Below are 15,603 nucleotides of genomic sequence, written 5' to 3'. Positions count from 1 at the left end.
CTCCGACGTGGCTGGAAGGAAAACCGCACATGACCGACCGCAACGACGACTGGTTCGAGAGGGCACGGGCTGTCATCCCGGGCGGGGTCAACTCGCCCGTGCGGGCGTACGGATCCGTGGGCGGTACGCCCCGGTTCCTCGCCTCGGCCTCCGGCGCCACGGTGACGGATGAGGCGGGTCGCACCTACGTCGACCTCGTCGCCTCGTGGGGGCCCGCGCTTCTCGGGCACGCCCATCCCGAGGTGGTCGCGGCGGTCCAGGATGCGGCATCCCGCGGCCTGTCGTTCGGGGCACCCACCGCGGCGGAGGTGGAGCTCGCCGACCTCATCGTCTCCCGTGTCACCGCGGCGCCGGTCGCTGATCCAGGGAGCGGAGCGACCGAGACGCGGCACCCGGTCGAGAAGGTGCGTCTGGTCTCCACGGGCACCGAGGCGACGATGACCGCGATCCGCCTCGCCCGCGGTGTCACCGGCCGCGACCTCCTCGTGAAGTTCGCCGGCCATTACCACGGGCACTCCGACGGGCTCCTGGCCGCCGCCGGCTCCGGTGTCGCCACCCTCGCCCTGCCGGGGTCGGCGGGCGTCCCCGCTCCCATCGCGGCGCAGACCCTCGTGCTGCCCTACAACGACCTCGACGCCGTGCGGGAGGCCTTCGCCGCGCACGGCGACCGGATCGCAGCGATCATCGTGGAGGCCTCATCCGCGAACATGGGGGTCGTCCCGCCGCTCCCCGGATACAACCCCGCGCTGGCCGACATCGCCCACGCGCACGGGGCGCTCCTGATCCTCGATGAGGTGCTCACGGGCTTCCGCGTGCATCCCGCCGGTTTCTGGGGACTGCAGGCCGCCGCCGGAGAGCACTACACGCCCGACCTGTTCACCTTCGGCAAGGTCGTCGGTGGCGGGATGCCGTTGGCGGCGCTCGGCGGACGCGCCGACGTGATGGATGCCCTCGCCCCCACCGGACCGGTGTACCAGGCCGGCACCTTGTCGGGGAATCCGCTCTCGGTCGCCGCCGGGCTCGCCACGCTGCGGCTCGCGACCCCCGAGGTGTACGCGCGGGTGGATGCCGCGGCATCCACGATCGCCGACGCCCTCTCGGCCGCGCTCGCCGCCGAAGGCGTGATCCACGCCGTGCCGCGTGCCGGGTCGCTGTTCGGGGTGGCGTTCCTCCCCGACGTGCCGCGCGATTACGCCACGGCCCTCACCCAGGACGCGTGGCGCTACCCGCCGTTCTTCCACGCGATGCTCGACGCGGGCGTCTCCCTGCCGCCGAGCGTCTACGAGGCGTGGTTCCTCACCGCCGCGCACGATGACGACGCTGTGGCGCGCGTGGTCGAGGCCCTTCCCGCCGCGGCGCGGGCGGCCGCATCCGCCCCTCGGCCGGCGATGTCCGCGTGATCGACGCCGGGGCGCCCGCGGCAACACCGGCGGGCGGTGCCGCGTGAGCGGACCGCGCGTGGTCGTGCTGGCCGGCGGGGTCGGCGGGGCGAAATTCACGCTCGGGGTTCGGGCCGCTCTGGCCCGGCGCGGGGCCCCCGAGGCCACGGTCGTGGTCAACACCGGCGATGACCTGTGGCTCTCGGGCGTGCGGCTGCAGCCCGACATCGACTCGATCACGTACGCGCTGGCCGGCGTGAACGACACCTCTCGCGGCTGGGGCCGGGCCGGCGACACCGAGCGGGTCAACGAGGAGCTCTCCGCGTGGGGCGCGGGCTGGCCGTGGTTCACGCTCGGCGACCTCGACCTGGGGACGCACCTCGCCCGCACCGGATGGCTCCGCGAGGGCCTCACGCCCACCCAGGTGCTGGCCCGGATGGCGCAGCGCTGGGATCTCGGAGCGCGTCTCCTGCCGATGACGGACGACGAAGTCGACACGATCGTCACCGTGCGCGACGACGACGGCGCCGCCGAGCGGGCTCTGCACTTCCAGGAGTGGTGGACGCGCCACCGCGCGGCGCTCACCCCCGTACGCTTCGACAACCCGGGTATCGCGGCGGCGACGCCCGCCCCGGGTGTCGTCGAGGCCATCGCGGCTGCGGACGTGGTGCTGATCGCTCCGTCGAACCCGGTCGTGTCGATCGGACCCATCCTGGCTGTGCCGGGCATCCGCGAGGCGCTGGCGGGGGCATCCGCCGTCGTGGGCGTTTCTCCGATCATCGGCGGACGGGTGGTGCGGGGCATGGCGGACGTGTGCCTCACCGCGATCGGAGTGGAAACCTCCGCCGCTGCCGTCGCCGCCCACTACGGCGCGCGCTCGGCCGGCGGGGTGCTCGACGCGTGGCTCATCGCGGACGAGGATGCCTCCGCCTCGCCTGCGGTGGAGGCATCCGGCATCCGCTGCATCGTCGCGCCGCTGTGGATGACCGACGTCTCGGCGTCATCCGCGATCGCTGACGCGGCCCTCGCCGCCGCATCCTGACCCGACCGCGCCCCGCCCCACCCCGCCGCGCTGCACGCGAGTGCACGACATCGTGCCGACCGCACGGCCTGTGCGCGGAGGAACGTCATACATTCGACACGAGGTCGTGCGCTCGCGCGAACGGGAAGGGCGGAGGCGGGTCAGCGGGCGTAGGCGGCGCCGAGGAGGGCGGATGTCCGCGGGCCGAGGCCGAGGCCCGCGGCCTCGGAGAGCTGCGCCGGCGTGTCGACGTCGCGCCGCAGCGACGAGTCCTCCGGCAGATCGATCACGGTGCAGCCGAGGAGCCGGTGCCGCTCGGCCGACCCTTCGCCGAACGCGGATGTCCACACGGCGCCGGCTCGCGCGGTGACGAGTGTGGACCCGGTGCCTTCCGCGTCGGGAACCAGCCCCCGCTCGAGTGATGCGGCCGCCTCGAGGGCGGCATCCAGATCGGCAGGCCGCAATGCAGGCAGATCGCCCAGCAGGGCGGCGCGCGGCACCCCGGTGCCCGCCGCCTGCGCACCGAGGGCCACGGCGGCGTCCAGCCCCGCGGCATCCCCGTCGCGCACCACCTCGACCGCACGCCACCGTGCGGCCGAGGCCGAGACCTCGGGATCGTCGGTGACCACGAGGATGCGCGCGACCTGCGTCGCCTCGGCCACGGCGGCGATCGTGTCCAGGGCGATGGCGCGGGCCAGGGCCATCCGGTCGCCGCCGGCATCGGCGAGGCGCGACTTGCCGGTATCGGCCGCCTTGACCGGGACGATCACGGTCCACCCGTCCGTCCGCTGCCCGTACTCAGGCTCGTTCGTGTCGCCAACCGGTTCCACGGGTCGTTTCGGGGTCATTCGGTACGTCCATCCTGAGTTCGGCGCGGGAGTCGGCTGCGGGGGCCGGAGTGCGGGGTGCGGGTGCGGGAAAGCGGGCTGCGGGGCGGGGTGTGCGGGGTGCGGGTGCGGGAAAGCGGGCTGCGGGGCGGGGTGTGCGGGGTGCGGGTGCGGGAAAGCGGGTGCGGGGTGCGCGAGGTCCGGGCGTGCGGGCGGCCGGGGAGCGGGTCAGGCGAAGCGTGCGCGGAGGCGGGGGAGGATCTCCGCGCCGTACATGCGTAAGAATTCGCGCTGATCCGCGCCCGGATCGTGGAACACGAGATGGCGGAAGCCGAGTTCAACGTATCGCGCGATCTTCTCCACGTGCTCTTCGGGGTCTGTCGACACGATGAACCGGGATGCGGCGCGCTCGATCGGCAGCTCCTTGGCCAGGCGCTGCATCTCGATGGGATCGTGCACGCCCATCTTCTCCTCGGCCGAGAGGGCCAGGGGCGCCCAGAACCGGGTCTTCTCCAGCGCGATGTCCGCGTCGGGGTGGTACGAAACCTTGACCTCGATCATCGTGTCGATCGCGTCCTCGGGGCGACCGGCCTTCTGCAGCCCGTCCTTCAGCGCGGGCAGCAGCGTGTCGGTGTACAGCTCGGGCGCCTTGCCGCTGGTCGTGATGTAGCCGTCGGCGACGCGGCCGGCGAGGCGCGTGGCGGCCGGCCCGGACGCGCCGATGTAGATCGGCACCTTCTGGTCGGCGGGCGGGCGATCGTAGACCGTGGCGTCCTTGACCGAGTAGTACGTGCCGTCGAAGGTGACCCGCTCACCGTCCCAGAGCTTCTCGATGAGCGTGATCGCTTCCTTGAGCCTCTGGAACCGCTCGGGCGGATCGGGCCACTCCAGCCCCAGGGTCACTTCGTTCAGTGCTTCGCCCGTGCCCACGCCGAGGATGACGCGGCCGGGGTACATCACCCCGAGGGTCGCGAACGCCTGCGCGATCACGCCCGGGTGGTAACGGAAGGTCGGCGTCAGCACCGACGTCCCCATGATGATCCGCGACGTGCGCTGTCCGAGCGCACCCATCCACGGCAGTGCCGCCGGGGCGTGACCGCCGTCGTGCATCCAGGGCTGGAAGTGGTCGGAGAGGAAAACGGAGTCGAACCCCATCTCCTCGGCCAGGACGGCGAAATCGAGCAGCTCGGTCGGACCGAACTGTTCGCTCGAGGCCTTGTACCCGAACCTCAGCGGAACGCTCATGTGTCTCCCCTTGCTGCCCCGCGGATGGAGGCGTGATCGGTTTCGAACTCGGATCCGTCGGCGCCCGCCAGGCGCTCGCGGAACGCCTGCACCGTGCCCGGCCAGAGCAGGGTGAGCCGCCCCGACCGTGCGTCGACGTACCAGTTGCGGCATCCGCCGGTCATCCACGGCGTAGATGCGGCGGCGGCGACGATCTCGGAGGTGTAGGCCGCTTCCGCCTCCGGCCGCACGCGCAGCACGCTGTCCGGCCGGCGGTCGCGAAGCGCGAGGGCGCGGACGACGTACGCGGCCTGCTCTTCGATCATGAGCACCGAGGAGTTGTGTCCGAGGCTGGCGTTGGGTCCGTTCAGCACGAACATGTTGGGAAATCCCGACACGGCGGTCGACCCGAACGACGTCATCCCGGCGGCCCAGTGTTCGGCAAGCGTCGTGGCACCGTCGCCCCGAACGACGTCGGCGTACGGCTGCTGTGACGCCGCGAACCCCGTCGCGAGCACGATCACGTCGGCCGTGAACCGCCCGTCCGCGGCGGAGACGAGGGTTGAGCCTGCCACTTCGGCGAGGGCGGAGGGCTCGAGGGTGACGGCGTCGGATGCGACGGCGGGGTAGAACTCATCGGAGAGGAGCACTCGCTTACAGCCGAAGTCGTAGTCGGGGGTCAGCGCGGCCCGGAGCGCGGGGTCGGCGATCTGCGCCGCGAGGTGTGCAAGCGCGACGTCGCGGGCCTCGGCCGCGGCCGAAGCATCCCCCGAGCGGGACGCGAAGCGTGCCTCCCCGTCCGCGTACAGCTCGGCGCGCAGGCGCGCGAGCTCGCCGGGGTGCTCGGCGAAGCGGCGCTGCTCGTCGGGGGTGTACGCCGACGCGCCCCGCGGCACGATCCACGCGGGAGTGCGCTGGAAGAGGGTGACGTGGGCGGCGAGGCGCGCAAGCTCGGGCACCATCTGCACGGCGCTGGCGCCGGTGCCCACCACTGCGACGCGCGCGCCGGCGAGGGGTGTCTCGTGGTCCCAGCGGGCGGAATGGAAGATCGGCCCGGGGAAGGTTTCCAGGCCGGGGATGGCGGGAACCTCGGGCTCGGTCAGGCGCCCGCACGCCAGGACGAGGGCGTCGGCGACGACGGGCTCGGCACCGGTGTCGATCCGCCACACGGAGGAATCGGCATCCCACTCCGCGCCGAGCATCGGGGTGCGCAGGCGAAGGCGATCGCCGAGGTCTTCCGCGTCCGCGACATCCGCGAGGTACCGGTGGATCTCGGGGCCGGGGGCGAAGCTGGCCGACCACCGCGGATTCGGATGCGCGGCGAACCCGTACAGGTGGGACGGAACGTCGCAGGCGACACCCGGGTAGGTGTTATCGCGCCACGTGCCGCCGACGGATGCTCCGCGTTCGAGGACGACGAAGTCCTCCCGGCCGGCTCGGCGAAGCGCCATCGCCATGCCGATTCCGGCGAAGCCCGCGCCGATGATCGCGACCTGCGTGCGGGTCACCGGGGGGCCGCCGTCGATCGGTACGCGGGGACGTGCCCCGGGGACGCGCCTGGTGCCTGTTCCTGAGCCGTTCCGTGCGCCTGCGCGGCGTCCGGACCGTGCGCCTGATGGGGCGTCCGATAGTCGGTCGTGCGCTGGCGGAACGGGCGGAACAGGCGTGCGGCGATTCGCTCCGCGTCGGCGAGGGGGAGCTCGAGGCCCTGCTCGATGCCGGTGTCCGGCAGCACGCGGCCGTCGAGGAGCGTCCCGCCGAGGTCGTCGCCCCCCGCGCCCAGGAGCGTCGCGGCAGCCTCGCGACCCACGCGAGTCCACGCGATCTGGATGTGCGGGATGCTGCCGGAGAGCATCAGCCGCGACACGGCGACCATGGCCCGGTGTTCGTCCAGGGGCGCCCGGCCCGGGACGAGGGGGGTGCCGTGCCCGGGGAGCGGGATCGGGACGAACTCGGTGAAGCCGCCCCCGCCCGCTGAGTGTGCGCTCCCGCCCGCCGAGTGTGCGCTCCCGGCCGCTGAGCTTGACGAAGCGTCCTGGATGCGGCGCAGCGCCCGCAGATGCGCGATGCGCTCGCCCGCGGTCTCGACGTGCCCGTAGAAGAGCACCGACGTGGAGGAGAACCCGGCGCGGTGCGCCGCGGTGATCCCCTCGACCCAGCGGTCGATGTCCAGATCTCCGGGCGCCACGAGTGCGCGGACGCGTTCGCTCAGGATCTTCACGCCCGTGCCCGGAACCGTGTCGACACCGGCGTCGCGGAGCGCGGCTAGCGCGCCATCGAGGCCGAGGCCCGAGCGGTCCGCAAGGTCCCACACATCCTGCGGTCGATAGGCGTGCAGGTGCAGCCCGGGCGCAGCGGCTTTCGCGGCGCGCACCATGTCGAGGTACGCGGCCGGATCCTCGGTGTCGGGAAGCCGGCCCTGGATGCAGAGCTCTGTAGCGCCGAGGTCCGCGGCATCCGCGGCGATGGCCGCGACATCGGCGAGGCCGAACGTGCCCGCCGCCGTGCGGCCGGCCGCAAGGAATCCGGCGGACGTGAGGTTGCGGTTGACCACGAGGCTGACGGTCTCGCCGACGGTGTACCGGCGTACGTCGTCGGCGGTCGCGGCGAGGATGTCGAGGTCGGCGCCGGTGGCGGTGAGCAGTGTCTCCCACTCCGCGTCATCGAGGGTGAGGGGGTCGCTCGCGGCCCGCTCGGCGAGCGCGGTCACGGTGCTCGAGCGCGCCGAACTCAGGAGATCCGGAGCATCCGGGGTCGTGGCGGCCCGTCGGCTCGGCGCGTCTCCGGAATGACGGACACGGGGAAGCGCGGCCGGCTGTACATCGGCCGCCAGCCCGTCGGGCTCGGCCAGCGCCGCGACGGCGTCGTGGAGCCCAGGGTCGATCCATCCCACGGCATCGCGGACGAACTCGGGATGCGCCGTGAGCCTCTCGCGCAGGACGAACCCCGCATCGGCCGTGAAGCGGGCGAGGTCGTCGAGGTGCGGCCAGGGCCGCTCGGGGTTGACGTGGTCGGCCGTCAGCGGCGACACCCCGCCCCAGTCGTCGATGCCGGCGCGCATCAGCAGCGCGAACTCCGTGGGGTCGGAGAGGTTTGGCGGCACCTGGATGCGCATGCCGGGTCCGAAGACGAGTCGTGCGGTGGCGACGGCGGCGACGTACTCGAGCAGGTCGGCATCGGGCGCCCCCTGCATCGCGGTGTGCGGCTTCGCGCGGAAGTTCTGCACGATGATCTCCTGCACGTGCCCGTACCGCTCGTGCAGGTCGCGCATCGCGAGGAGCGACTCGGCGCGGTCGCGCAGCGTCTCGCCGATGCCGACGAGGATGCCGGTGGTGAAGGGGATGCGCTGGCGCCCGGCGTCCTCGATCACCGCGAGCCGCAGTGCCGGGTCCTTGTCCGGGGAACCGAAATGTACCTGGCCGGGCACGCGGAACAGCCGCTCGGACGTGGTCTCCAGCATCATGCCCATCGAGGGGGCCGTGGGGCGGAGCATCCCGAGCTCGTCGTGCGACATGACGCCGGGGTTCAGATGCGCGAGCATCCCCGTCTCGGCGGTGATGAGCCGCGCGATCGCGCCGACATAGTCGAGGGTCGACGCGTAACCGTGCTCGTCGAGCCACGCCTGCGCCTCCGGCCAGCGATCCTCCGGCCGGTCGCCGAGCGTGAGCAGGGCCTCCTTGCAGCCGAGAGCCTGCCCCTGGCGCACCACGGCGAGCACCTGCTCGGGCGACATGTACGCCGGCTTGCGCTTCTTGAACAGCTGACCGGGGGTGTCGACGAAGACGCAGTAGTGGCACCGGTCGCGGCAGAGCGTCGTCAGGGGCACGAACACTTTGCGGGAGTAGGTGATCACGCGGGGCCGCCCGGCCGCGGCGAGGCCGACGTCGCGCATGGCGCCCGCGGCGTGCAGGAGGGCGTCGAGATCGTCGCCGTTCGCGGTCAGGAGCACGGAAGCGTCGTCGGCGTCCAGGGCGTGACCCGCCGCCGATCGCGCGAGCACGTCGCGAACATCCCGAACCGGCGAATACTGCGGTCTCGCCTGGGGCACCGCGCTGCCGGTGGTCATGGTTTCAGGCTATCCCGCTGGGGGAGGGGGCGGCTCCGCTGCGGCGGCGTCGACTCAGGCAGGAAAGTGCGAGGTCCCGGGGGCGGGGAGGGGCGGATCGTTGCCGACCTGTGAGCATCCGCGCGTGTGGCGGTCGGGGCGCGCTGGCAGACTAGACGCATGGTGACCCTGCTGCTCGACTCGTCGCAGCTGGAGGTCGTGCTCTCGACCGTCGAAAGGGCGGTGTCCTTCCGCCACCGCAAGGTCGTTGTGCCTCGCGAGCAGATCGTCCGGGCGCAGTTGACGGATGACGCGTGGACGTGGCTGCGCGGCGTGCCGAGCCCCGGGACCTATCTGCCCGGAGCGCTCGCCATGGGCACGTGGAAGTCGGCGTCCGGCGCCGACTTCGCGGTCATCCGCCGTCGCCGGCCGAGCGTCGTGATCGACCTCCACGAGCACGAGGAGTTCGAGCGGCTCGTGCTCACGACCCGTCACGGGGTGGCGCTCGTACAGGCGCTGCGGCTCAAGGATGTCGCCGACGAGCCGGAGGACGTCGCCATCCTCGCCGCCCCCACCCCGGCGAAGGCCGGAAAGGCGCGGCCGAAGCGTCCGGTCGTCGTACCCGGCGTCAGTTGACGTCGCGCCGCCAGCTCGTGAACTGTCCGACGACGAGGAACACGAGCGCGTAGGCGAGCAGCACGAGGCCGCCGGCCCACCAGGGGATCGGGTCGCTGGTCGTGGGCATGCTGATCGAGAAGGCGCTCGCCCCCACCAGCGCGTCGCTGGCGGCGCCCGGGAGCACCCGCACGACCGGCTCGAGGGCGTCGACGAAGCCGCCCGCGAGCCGCGCGATCGGTTCGATGAACTGCGTGAAAGCGAGCACGACGACGATCGCGACCACCTGGTTGCGCACGACTGACCCCACCCCGATACCGACGAGTGTCCACAGCACGAAGGCGAGCACCATCCGCCCTGCGAGCGCCCAGGTGTCCGACGAGCCGAGGCCGGTTTCCAGGCCCGATGCGCTGAGGACGATCGCGCCCGGCACGACCGTCGCGATCAGGCCCAGGACGCCGAAGAGCACACCCATCACCACGCCGATGACGACTTTCCCGGCCAGCGCGACGCCGCGGCGGGGGGTGGCCAGGAAGGTGGGGGTGAGGGTCTTGTGGCGGAACTCCGTCGTCACCATGAGCGTTCCGACGAGGAGCGGGAAGACGTAGCCGAACGACGTGGCGATGCTGTAGATCACGGGTGGCAGCATGTCGGCCGGCACCTGCGGGCCCTCGGCGGCGCCGCCGAGGGCGCCCGTCGCGAGCGAGGCGAGGAGGAAGCCGAAGCCGGCCGCGGTGAGTCCGATGTAGAGCACCATGACGAGCCCGAGGATCCACCAGATGGCGGTGGTGAACTGCTTCGTGAGCTCGGAACGGCTCGCGGAGATGAGGCTCATCGCTGGTCCCCCTCCTCGGTGTGCGGGGCGTTCACGGGATCGGGGCTGTTCGCCTCTCGCGGGACGATGTCGATCACGCCGGTGGAGGCGACAGCGAAGGAGGCGGTGACCAGGGGCGGCTCGTGACGCGCCCGGCCCGGCTCGACCTCTGGTGACGCCCCGTCCGGGGTGTCGGGGGTGTCCGTGGCGTCCGGGTTGTCCGGTGCATCCGGATCAGGAGATGCGGCGAGATCAGGCCGATTTTCGGCGGTGTGTCCTGTGTCCGCGACATCTCCTGATGCGGCGTCGCCGGTGGGGGTGGATGCGGCGGGGAAGGGGGCGGGAGTGGCCGCGGCGGGGGCGATCCCGGTGGGGTCGTCGTCCGGTGCATCCGGATCAGGAGATGCGGCGAGATCAGGCCGATCTTCGGCGATGTGTCCTGTGTCCGCGACATCTCCTGATGCGGCGACGGCCGCGGGGGTGGATGCGGCGGGGCCGGTGGGTGTGGATGTGGCGTCGGACACGACGGCGGCGGGGGTGGATGCGGCGTCGGACGGGACGGCGGCGGGCAGGACGGAGCCGGGGTCGCCTCCGGCGCTGGGGTCGCCACCGGCGCTGGGGTGGATGCGGGCGCCGCTGACGAGCTCGAGGAAGACGTCCTCGAGCGTCGCACCACGGCGCTGCAGGCCGGAGAGGGGGATCCCGGCGGCGGCGGCCAGAGCCCCGACTTCCGCGGGCTCCGCCGTCCGCACGGTCAGTCCGTTTCGCAGCACCTCGAACGAGTGGCCGGCCGCCGTCAGCGCCGCCTCCAGCGCGTCGCGGTCGGGCGCGTCGACGACCGTCGCGTGGTCGGACGCGTCGGCGAGGTCTTCGATGCCGCCCTGGAAGACGAGCCTTCCCTGCGTGATGATCAGCAGCGAATCGACCGTCTGCTGCACTTCGGCGAGCAGGTGCGACGAGAAGAGCACGGTGCGCCCCTCGGCCGCGAGGCTGCGCAGCAGCCCCCGCATCCACCGGATGCCCTCGGGGTCGAGGCCGTTCGACGGTTCATCGAGCACCAGCACGCCGGGGTCGCCGAGCAGCGCGTAGGCGAGGCCGAGTCGCTGGCGCATGCCGAGCGAGAATCCGCCGACCTTGCGGCCCGCCGCATCCGCCAGCCCGACGATGCCCAGCACCTCGTCGACGCGCGCACGGGGGATGCCGGCAGCCTGTGCGTAGACGGTGAGATGGTTCGCGGCGGTGCGGCCCGGGTGGAAGCTCGACGATTCCAGCACCGCGCCCACCGACTGCAGGGGCCGGCGGAGCTGTGCATAGGGGACCCTGCCGATCGTCGCCGAGCCTTCGGTGGCGCGGACGAGACCCAACAGGATGCTCAGGGTCGTGGTCTTGCCGGCGCCGTTCGGACCGAGAAACCCGGTCACCTGGCCGGGCTCGACCCGCGTGGTCAGATCCGAAACGGCGGTGACGGAGCCGAAGCGTTTGGTGACGCCGGAGAATTCCAGCACCTGTCCTTCGGGCATGCCGAACCTCTCGTCGTTGTGCGATTGCCCCTATCTTCCCGGATTCCCCGGGATTGCGCGGGACTTCGCCCGGCTCGGGTGCGGCGGCCGGTAACGTGGCGGCGTGGTGAACACGATGGACGCGGAGGATGCTGACGTCCTCGTGCGCGTCGCGGGGAGCCTCGGACGGCTCACGCTCAACCGGCCGAAGACGCTCAACGCACTCAGTCACAGCATGATCCAGCACCTCGCTGCAGCCCTCACCGGATGGCAGTCCAGCGCGGCCGTCGACGTGGTGCTGCTGGACGGCGCGGGCGACCGCGGCTTCTGCGCGGGCGGCGACGTCCGTCAGCTGTACCAGCAGATCGTCGGGGGCCGCATCGAAGACACGGCGCATTTCTTCCGCGACGAGTACCGGCTGAACGCCGCGATCGCATCGTCGCCGGTGCCGGTCGTGGCGCTGGCCGACGGCATCACCATGGGCGGCGGGATCGGACTCGCCGGACACGCCGCCATCCGCGTCGTCACCGAACGCTCGCGCCTGGCGATGCCCGAGACGCGGATCGGATTCACCCCGGACGTGGGCGGGTCGTGGTTGCTGGCCCACGCGCCGGGCCGGCTGGGCGAATACCTCGCGCTCACGGGGGCGGCGATGGATGCATCGGACGCCATCTATGCCGGTTTCGCCGACCATCTCGTGCCGACGGCCCGGATCGAAGCGCTCCGCGACGCACTGGCCACGCGCGCGCATCCGACCGGACCGGCGGAACTCGTGCTCCTCCTCGACGACACGCCGGCGCCCTCAGCGCTGGCTGCGGCACGGTCGTGGATCGATGAGGCGTTCGCCGGAGAAACGGTGGCCGAGATCGTCGACCGTCTGCGGACGCGGCCCGAACCCGAGGCATCCGAAGCCGCCGACATCCTCACGGCACTGTCGCCGGTGTCGCTCGCCGTGACGCTGGAAGCGGTGCGCCGGGCGCGGGCGCTGCCCGACCTGAAATCGGCCCTCGCGCAGGAGTACGGGCTGGTGATGTGGTTCGTCACGTCACAGCCCGACCTCGTCGAGGGGATCCGCGCGCAGCTGATCGACAAAGACCGCTCTCCCCGCTGGCAGCCGGATGCTCCGGAGCAGCTGATCGCCGACGCCTTCGCCTATACGCCCGCGCTTTCCCTCTGGGACGCGTGACGTGTCGGCGCAGGCGGAGCGAGACCGCCACGCCTCGCGCGTGACGTCCGCCGGGCGAGGCATGGCACCCTGAGGGAGTGATCACCGACGAAGCGCTGGCCTTCCTCAGCGAGTACCACCTGGCTACGCTCTCCACCCTGGGCCGCGACGGACGCATCCACTCCGTCCCGGTGGGCATCACCTATGAGGACGGCTCCGTGCGGGTGATCGGCAGTCGCGGCTCGCAGAAGTTCCTCAACGTCCAGCGGACCGGACGCGCGAGCGTGAACACCGTGGATGGCCGTCGGTGGATCAGCTTCGAGGGACCTGCTCGCATCGATGAGAGCCCGGATGCGGTGGCCCACGCCGTCGCGCTGTACGCACGGCGCTACCGGCAGCCCTCGCCCAACCCGGAGCGCGTGGTGCTGGAGATCACGGTGGAACGCGTGCTGGGTTCGCCGCAGTTCCGGGCCTGAGCGGAACCGGCGCCGTCGACAGCCCGCGTCCAGTCTGCGGCGGTTAGCCTGATGGATGCTGCGCTGCACAGCGCGCGGGGGAGGATTCGTGTTCGACAGCCCGGTGTCGGCGTCTGCCTACGAGGTGCTCGGTGTGGAGCCGGCCGCCGATGACGAGACGCTTCGTCGTGCGTACCGCCTGCGCCTGCGCCAGAGCCACCCCGACGCCGGCGGCGACGCGGCCGTGTTCATCCAGGTGCAGCGGGCGTGGGAGCTGATCGGAACCCCCGCAGCGCGGGCGGCCTACGATCGCGGCCGGGGCTCCGCGAGCCCGGAGTGGGCAGGTCCCGCCTCGGCGTCGGCACCCCGCCCCGACACCCGGCCGCGCGCCCGCACCTACGGTCAGCCGGGCGGATGGCGCCGAGAGCGTTACCTCACGCTCATCCGCGAGTGGGTGGGTCGCGGCGTCGAGATCCCCGATCCGTACGAACCGTCGCTGGTGCGCTCGGCACCGCACGACCTGCGCCGCCTCCTCGCCGACGCCCTCGCCGAGGAGGCCACCGCCCGCATCGTCGCCGACCTCGGGATGGGGTACACCGTGTGGCACGATGTCGCCGCATCCCGCGAGGGGAATCCCGACGAGAAGATCGACCACGTCGTGCTCGGACCCAGCGGACTGTACGCCGTGCTCTCGGAAGACTTCGGCGGGCCCGTCGGCTTCCGCCGGGGAGAGATCGTGGGGCCGAACGTCGTCGGGTCTCCCGTGTCGCAGCTCGTCGGCGGACTGCGCCTGATCGGGCGCGCGGCGGGTGTGCGCTTCAGTGGCGCGATCGTGGTCCTCCCCGACGGCGACACGCTCGATGCGATCACTCAGCTCGGGAAGGTGCGCGGCACACCCGTGGCGGTGGCATCCCGCAGCGCCCTGTCGACGCTGCTGCGGCAGGGCGTCGCGGGCGCCCGGGAGATCGGCGGGACCGAGCTTTTCGATATCCGCAGCCGCCTGCAGCAGCGCGTCGCCCACGTCTGACGCGACGTCGGCTTCAGTCGTTGAGCCCCAGCAGGTCGAGCGGGTGGGTGAGGCGCCACCACGTGCTCGGGGCCTCGACGTCGTCGGCCAGCTCCAGGTCGACGCTCGTGCTGTCCACCGGCCCCGACACCGCGAGCGTGCCGACGACGTCGCCGTCCGCCGCCGAGTCTCCGAGCGCGAAATCGGAGGCGGCGCTCGCCGCGGCGCCGTTCCACAGCACGACCGTGGCGTCTTCGGCGGTGACGACGTCGACTCTCTCCCCCCACCGCGTCACGACGTGCCCCGCGAGCGTCCCCTCCGTCACCGACGGCCGCAGCTGCAGCTCTGACTCCGCCTGCGCGTACAGGGCCCGGGTGGCCTCGTCGCGCCGGGCGGAATCGGGCTGTCCGAGGACGGCGGCGTAGAGCCGCACCGTGGTGTCGCCGAGGGGGACATCCTTCGCGGTCAGGAGGTTGTAGCGGTCGAGGGTGCCGGTCTTGATCCCGGCCATTCCGGTATCCGTCAACAGCGGATTGGAGTTGCGCACCGTTCCCGCACCGGGAATCTCGGTCGACTCCTTGCGGACGATCTCGGAGATGACCGGATTCGCCATCGCGCGGGAGGCCAGGGTGAGCAGCGCGTCGGGCGTGGCGGAGTTGCCCGGGCTGATGCCGGACGGGTCGACGATCGTGATGCCGTCGATGCCCTGGGCGGCCAGCCACGCGCTTGCGGCGGCGGCGTACACCTCGTCGGAGGGCCACAGGTCGTCGGCGAGCCGGTCGGCGTAGTTGTTGGCCGATCCGATCAGCATCCCCTCGAGCAGCTGGTACTCGGTCAGGACCCCGCCCACGGGCACGTCCAGGGAAGATTCGCCGTTGGCCCGGTACTGCCAGTACCGCGTGCGGTCGGCGGCGGCGAAGCGATACTCCGGGCCGCTCTCGCCCACGGCCAGCGGCAGGCGGTCCAGGACGAGCAGCGCCGTGACGACCTTCGTGATGCTCGCAATGGAGGACGCGTCGCCGGTGGAGGCGAGTGCCCCCGGGATGCCGGCCACCGAGATGGCGGCACTTCCCTCCGCGGGCCAGGCCGGTGCGGCCGGCGGCGCGGCGATGGTCTGCACCGCCACCGATTCGATGCGAGGCGCCACGGCATGCAGCGGCCACAGCAGCGTGATCGCGGCGTAGGCGGCGGCGACCAGGAGGAGCACACCCCCCGGTGCCAGGACTCCCGTGCGCCACGGCGAGCGTCGCCGGGCGCCGCGGAGGAGGTCGGGCGCCGAAGCGGGCGCGGTCGCAGACGCGGCGTCGGTCGTCGACACCGGTATGGTGACCCGGGTTTCATCCACCCACGCCAGGGCAACCGGTCCGGAAGGTCTGGCGGCGACCGGCGGGTCGGCAGGTTCCTGCATCACCAGGGTGCCGGGGCTCTCTGCGCCGCCCGATGAGGCGTCTTCCTCCGCGGCGGGGCCCTCCGTGCGCAGAGCCCGCCGGGTGGGCGGAGGCGCTTCGGCAGTCACCCGCCTAACGTACCGTTCGGCGCCGGTATACTCAGGC

The 15,603-nt window shown here is 72.3% G+C and carries 13 protein-coding genes; 6 read left to right on the top strand and 7 right to left on the bottom strand.

Features of this window, described 5'->3' with window-relative positions:
• Positions 1 to 29 precede the first annotated feature (29 nt).
• Both hemL and cofD read left to right on the top strand, forming a co-directional pair.
• Complete coding sequence (hemL, locus tag AC4FS2_RS14550; RefSeq protein ID WP_491155814.1) at positions 30 to 1,400, top strand: glutamate-1-semialdehyde 2,1-aminomutase; 1,371 nt, start codon at positions 30 to 32, stop codon at positions 1,398 to 1,400.
• Between the two features lie 43 nt (positions 1,401 to 1,443).
• Positions 1,444 to 2,421: a 2-phospho-L-lactate transferase gene (gene cofD / locus AC4FS2_RS14545; RefSeq protein ID WP_491155816.1), complete on the top strand. Its 978-nt coding sequence runs from the start codon at positions 1,444 to 1,446 to the stop codon at positions 2,419 to 2,421.
• Between the two features lie 140 nt (positions 2,422 to 2,561).
• On the opposite strand, the gene cofC is transcribed toward cofD, so the two are convergent.
• The 4 genes from cofC to cofG form a co-directional block, all read right to left on the bottom strand.
• The gene (gene cofC, locus AC4FS2_RS14540; protein ID WP_491155818.1) at positions 2,562 to 3,248 is read right to left on the bottom strand and encodes a 2-phospho-L-lactate guanylyltransferase; all 687 of its coding nucleotides are present in this window, start codon (positions 3,246 to 3,248) and stop codon (positions 2,562 to 2,564) included.
• 207 nt (positions 3,249 to 3,455) lie between these two features.
• Positions 3,456 to 4,472 carry a glucose-6-phosphate dehydrogenase (coenzyme-F420) gene (fgd, locus tag AC4FS2_RS14535; protein WP_491155820.1) on the bottom strand — a complete coding sequence of 339 codons (1,017 nt, stop codon included), beginning with the start codon at positions 4,470 to 4,472 and terminating at the stop codon, positions 3,456 to 3,458.
• Complete coding sequence (locus tag AC4FS2_RS14530; RefSeq protein WP_491155822.1) at positions 4,469 to 5,959, bottom strand: flavin-containing monooxygenase; 1,491 nt, start codon at positions 5,957 to 5,959, stop codon at positions 4,469 to 4,471. Before AC4FS2_RS14530 ends, fgd begins: the two co-directional genes overlap by 4 nt.
• Complete coding sequence (cofG, locus tag AC4FS2_RS14525) at positions 5,956 to 8,517, bottom strand: 7,8-didemethyl-8-hydroxy-5-deazariboflavin synthase CofG (RefSeq protein ID WP_491155824.1); 2,562 nt, start codon at positions 8,515 to 8,517, stop codon at positions 5,956 to 5,958. The genes AC4FS2_RS14530 and cofG overlap by 4 nt, the downstream gene beginning before the upstream one ends.
• Before the next feature lie 159 nt (positions 8,518 to 8,676).
• On the opposite strand from cofG, the gene AC4FS2_RS14520 reads away from it, so the two are divergent.
• The gene (locus AC4FS2_RS14520; protein ID WP_491155826.1) at positions 8,677 to 9,132 is read left to right on the top strand and encodes a hypothetical protein; all 456 of its coding nucleotides are present in this window, start codon (positions 8,677 to 8,679) and stop codon (positions 9,130 to 9,132) included.
• On the opposite strand, the gene AC4FS2_RS14515 is transcribed toward AC4FS2_RS14520, so the two are convergent.
• The gene (locus tag AC4FS2_RS14515; protein ID WP_491155827.1) at positions 9,125 to 9,946 is read right to left on the bottom strand and encodes an ABC transporter permease; all 822 of its coding nucleotides are present in this window, start codon (positions 9,944 to 9,946) and stop codon (positions 9,125 to 9,127) included. The two genes, AC4FS2_RS14520 and AC4FS2_RS14515, sit on opposite strands and share 8 nt — an antisense overlap.
• The gene (locus AC4FS2_RS14510) at positions 9,943 to 11,445 is read right to left on the bottom strand and encodes an ABC transporter ATP-binding protein (protein WP_491155829.1); all 1,503 of its coding nucleotides are present in this window, start codon (positions 11,443 to 11,445) and stop codon (positions 9,943 to 9,945) included. Before AC4FS2_RS14510 ends, AC4FS2_RS14515 begins: the two co-directional genes overlap by 4 nt.
• Positions 11,446 to 11,560: 115 nt before the next feature.
• Between AC4FS2_RS14510 and AC4FS2_RS14505 the strand changes: the two genes are divergently transcribed.
• The 3 genes from AC4FS2_RS14505 (at position 11,561) to AC4FS2_RS14495 (ending at position 14,071) form a co-directional block, all read left to right on the top strand.
• On the top strand, positions 11,561 to 12,610 hold the full coding sequence (locus tag AC4FS2_RS14505; RefSeq protein ID WP_491156770.1) for an enoyl-CoA hydratase/isomerase family protein: 1,050 nt from the start codon (positions 11,561 to 11,563) through the stop codon (positions 12,608 to 12,610).
• 77 nt (positions 12,611 to 12,687) lie between these two features.
• Positions 12,688 to 13,065 carry a PPOX class F420-dependent oxidoreductase gene (locus AC4FS2_RS14500; RefSeq protein WP_491155831.1) on the top strand — a complete coding sequence of 126 codons (378 nt, stop codon included), beginning with the start codon at positions 12,688 to 12,690 and terminating at the stop codon, positions 13,063 to 13,065.
• Between the two features lie 88 nt (positions 13,066 to 13,153).
• A complete protein-coding gene (locus tag AC4FS2_RS14495) occupies positions 13,154 to 14,071 on the top strand; it encodes a DnaJ domain-containing protein (protein ID WP_491155833.1) in 918 nt (305 codons plus the stop codon).
• Positions 14,072 to 14,084: 13 nt separating this feature from the next.
• Here the strand turns inward: AC4FS2_RS14495 and AC4FS2_RS14490 are convergent, their stop codons facing one another.
• Entirely contained in the window at positions 14,085 to 15,566 is a 1,482-nt protein-coding gene (locus AC4FS2_RS14490) for a D-alanyl-D-alanine carboxypeptidase family protein (protein ID WP_491155835.1), read from the bottom strand.
• Between the last annotated feature and the right edge of the window lie 37 nt (positions 15,567 to 15,603).

Source organism: Microbacterium sp. Z10_103 (assembly GCF_058310455.1).
The sequence above is the reverse complement of the archived record's forward strand: the minus strand, read 5'-3'. Positions and strand labels throughout refer to the sequence as shown.

Coding starts and splice junctions, on each gene's coding strand:
- AC4FS2_RS14515 (WP_491155827.1), bottom strand. CDS start 9,946: ATGAGCCTCATCTCCGCGAGCCGTTCCGAGCTCACGAAGCAGTTCACC.
- cofG (WP_491155824.1), bottom strand. CDS start 8,517: ATGACCACCGGCAGCGCGGTGCCCCAGGCGAGACCGCAGTATTCGCCG.
- hemL (WP_491155814.1), top strand. CDS start 30: ATGACCGACCGCAACGACGACTGGTTCGAGAGGGCACGGGCTGTCATC.
- AC4FS2_RS14510 (WP_491155829.1), bottom strand. CDS start 11,445: ATGCCCGAAGGACAGGTGCTGGAATTCTCCGGCGTCACCAAACGCTTC.
- cofC (WP_491155818.1), bottom strand. CDS start 3,248: ATGACCCCGAAACGACCCGTGGAACCGGTTGGCGACACGAACGAGCCT.
- AC4FS2_RS14505 (WP_491156770.1), top strand. CDS start 11,561: ATGGACGCGGAGGATGCTGACGTCCTCGTGCGCGTCGCGGGGAGCCTC.
- AC4FS2_RS14520 (WP_491155826.1), top strand. CDS start 8,677: ATGGTGACCCTGCTGCTCGACTCGTCGCAGCTGGAGGTCGTGCTCTCG.
- fgd (WP_491155820.1), bottom strand. CDS start 4,472: ATGAGCGTTCCGCTGAGGTTCGGGTACAAGGCCTCGAGCGAACAGTTC.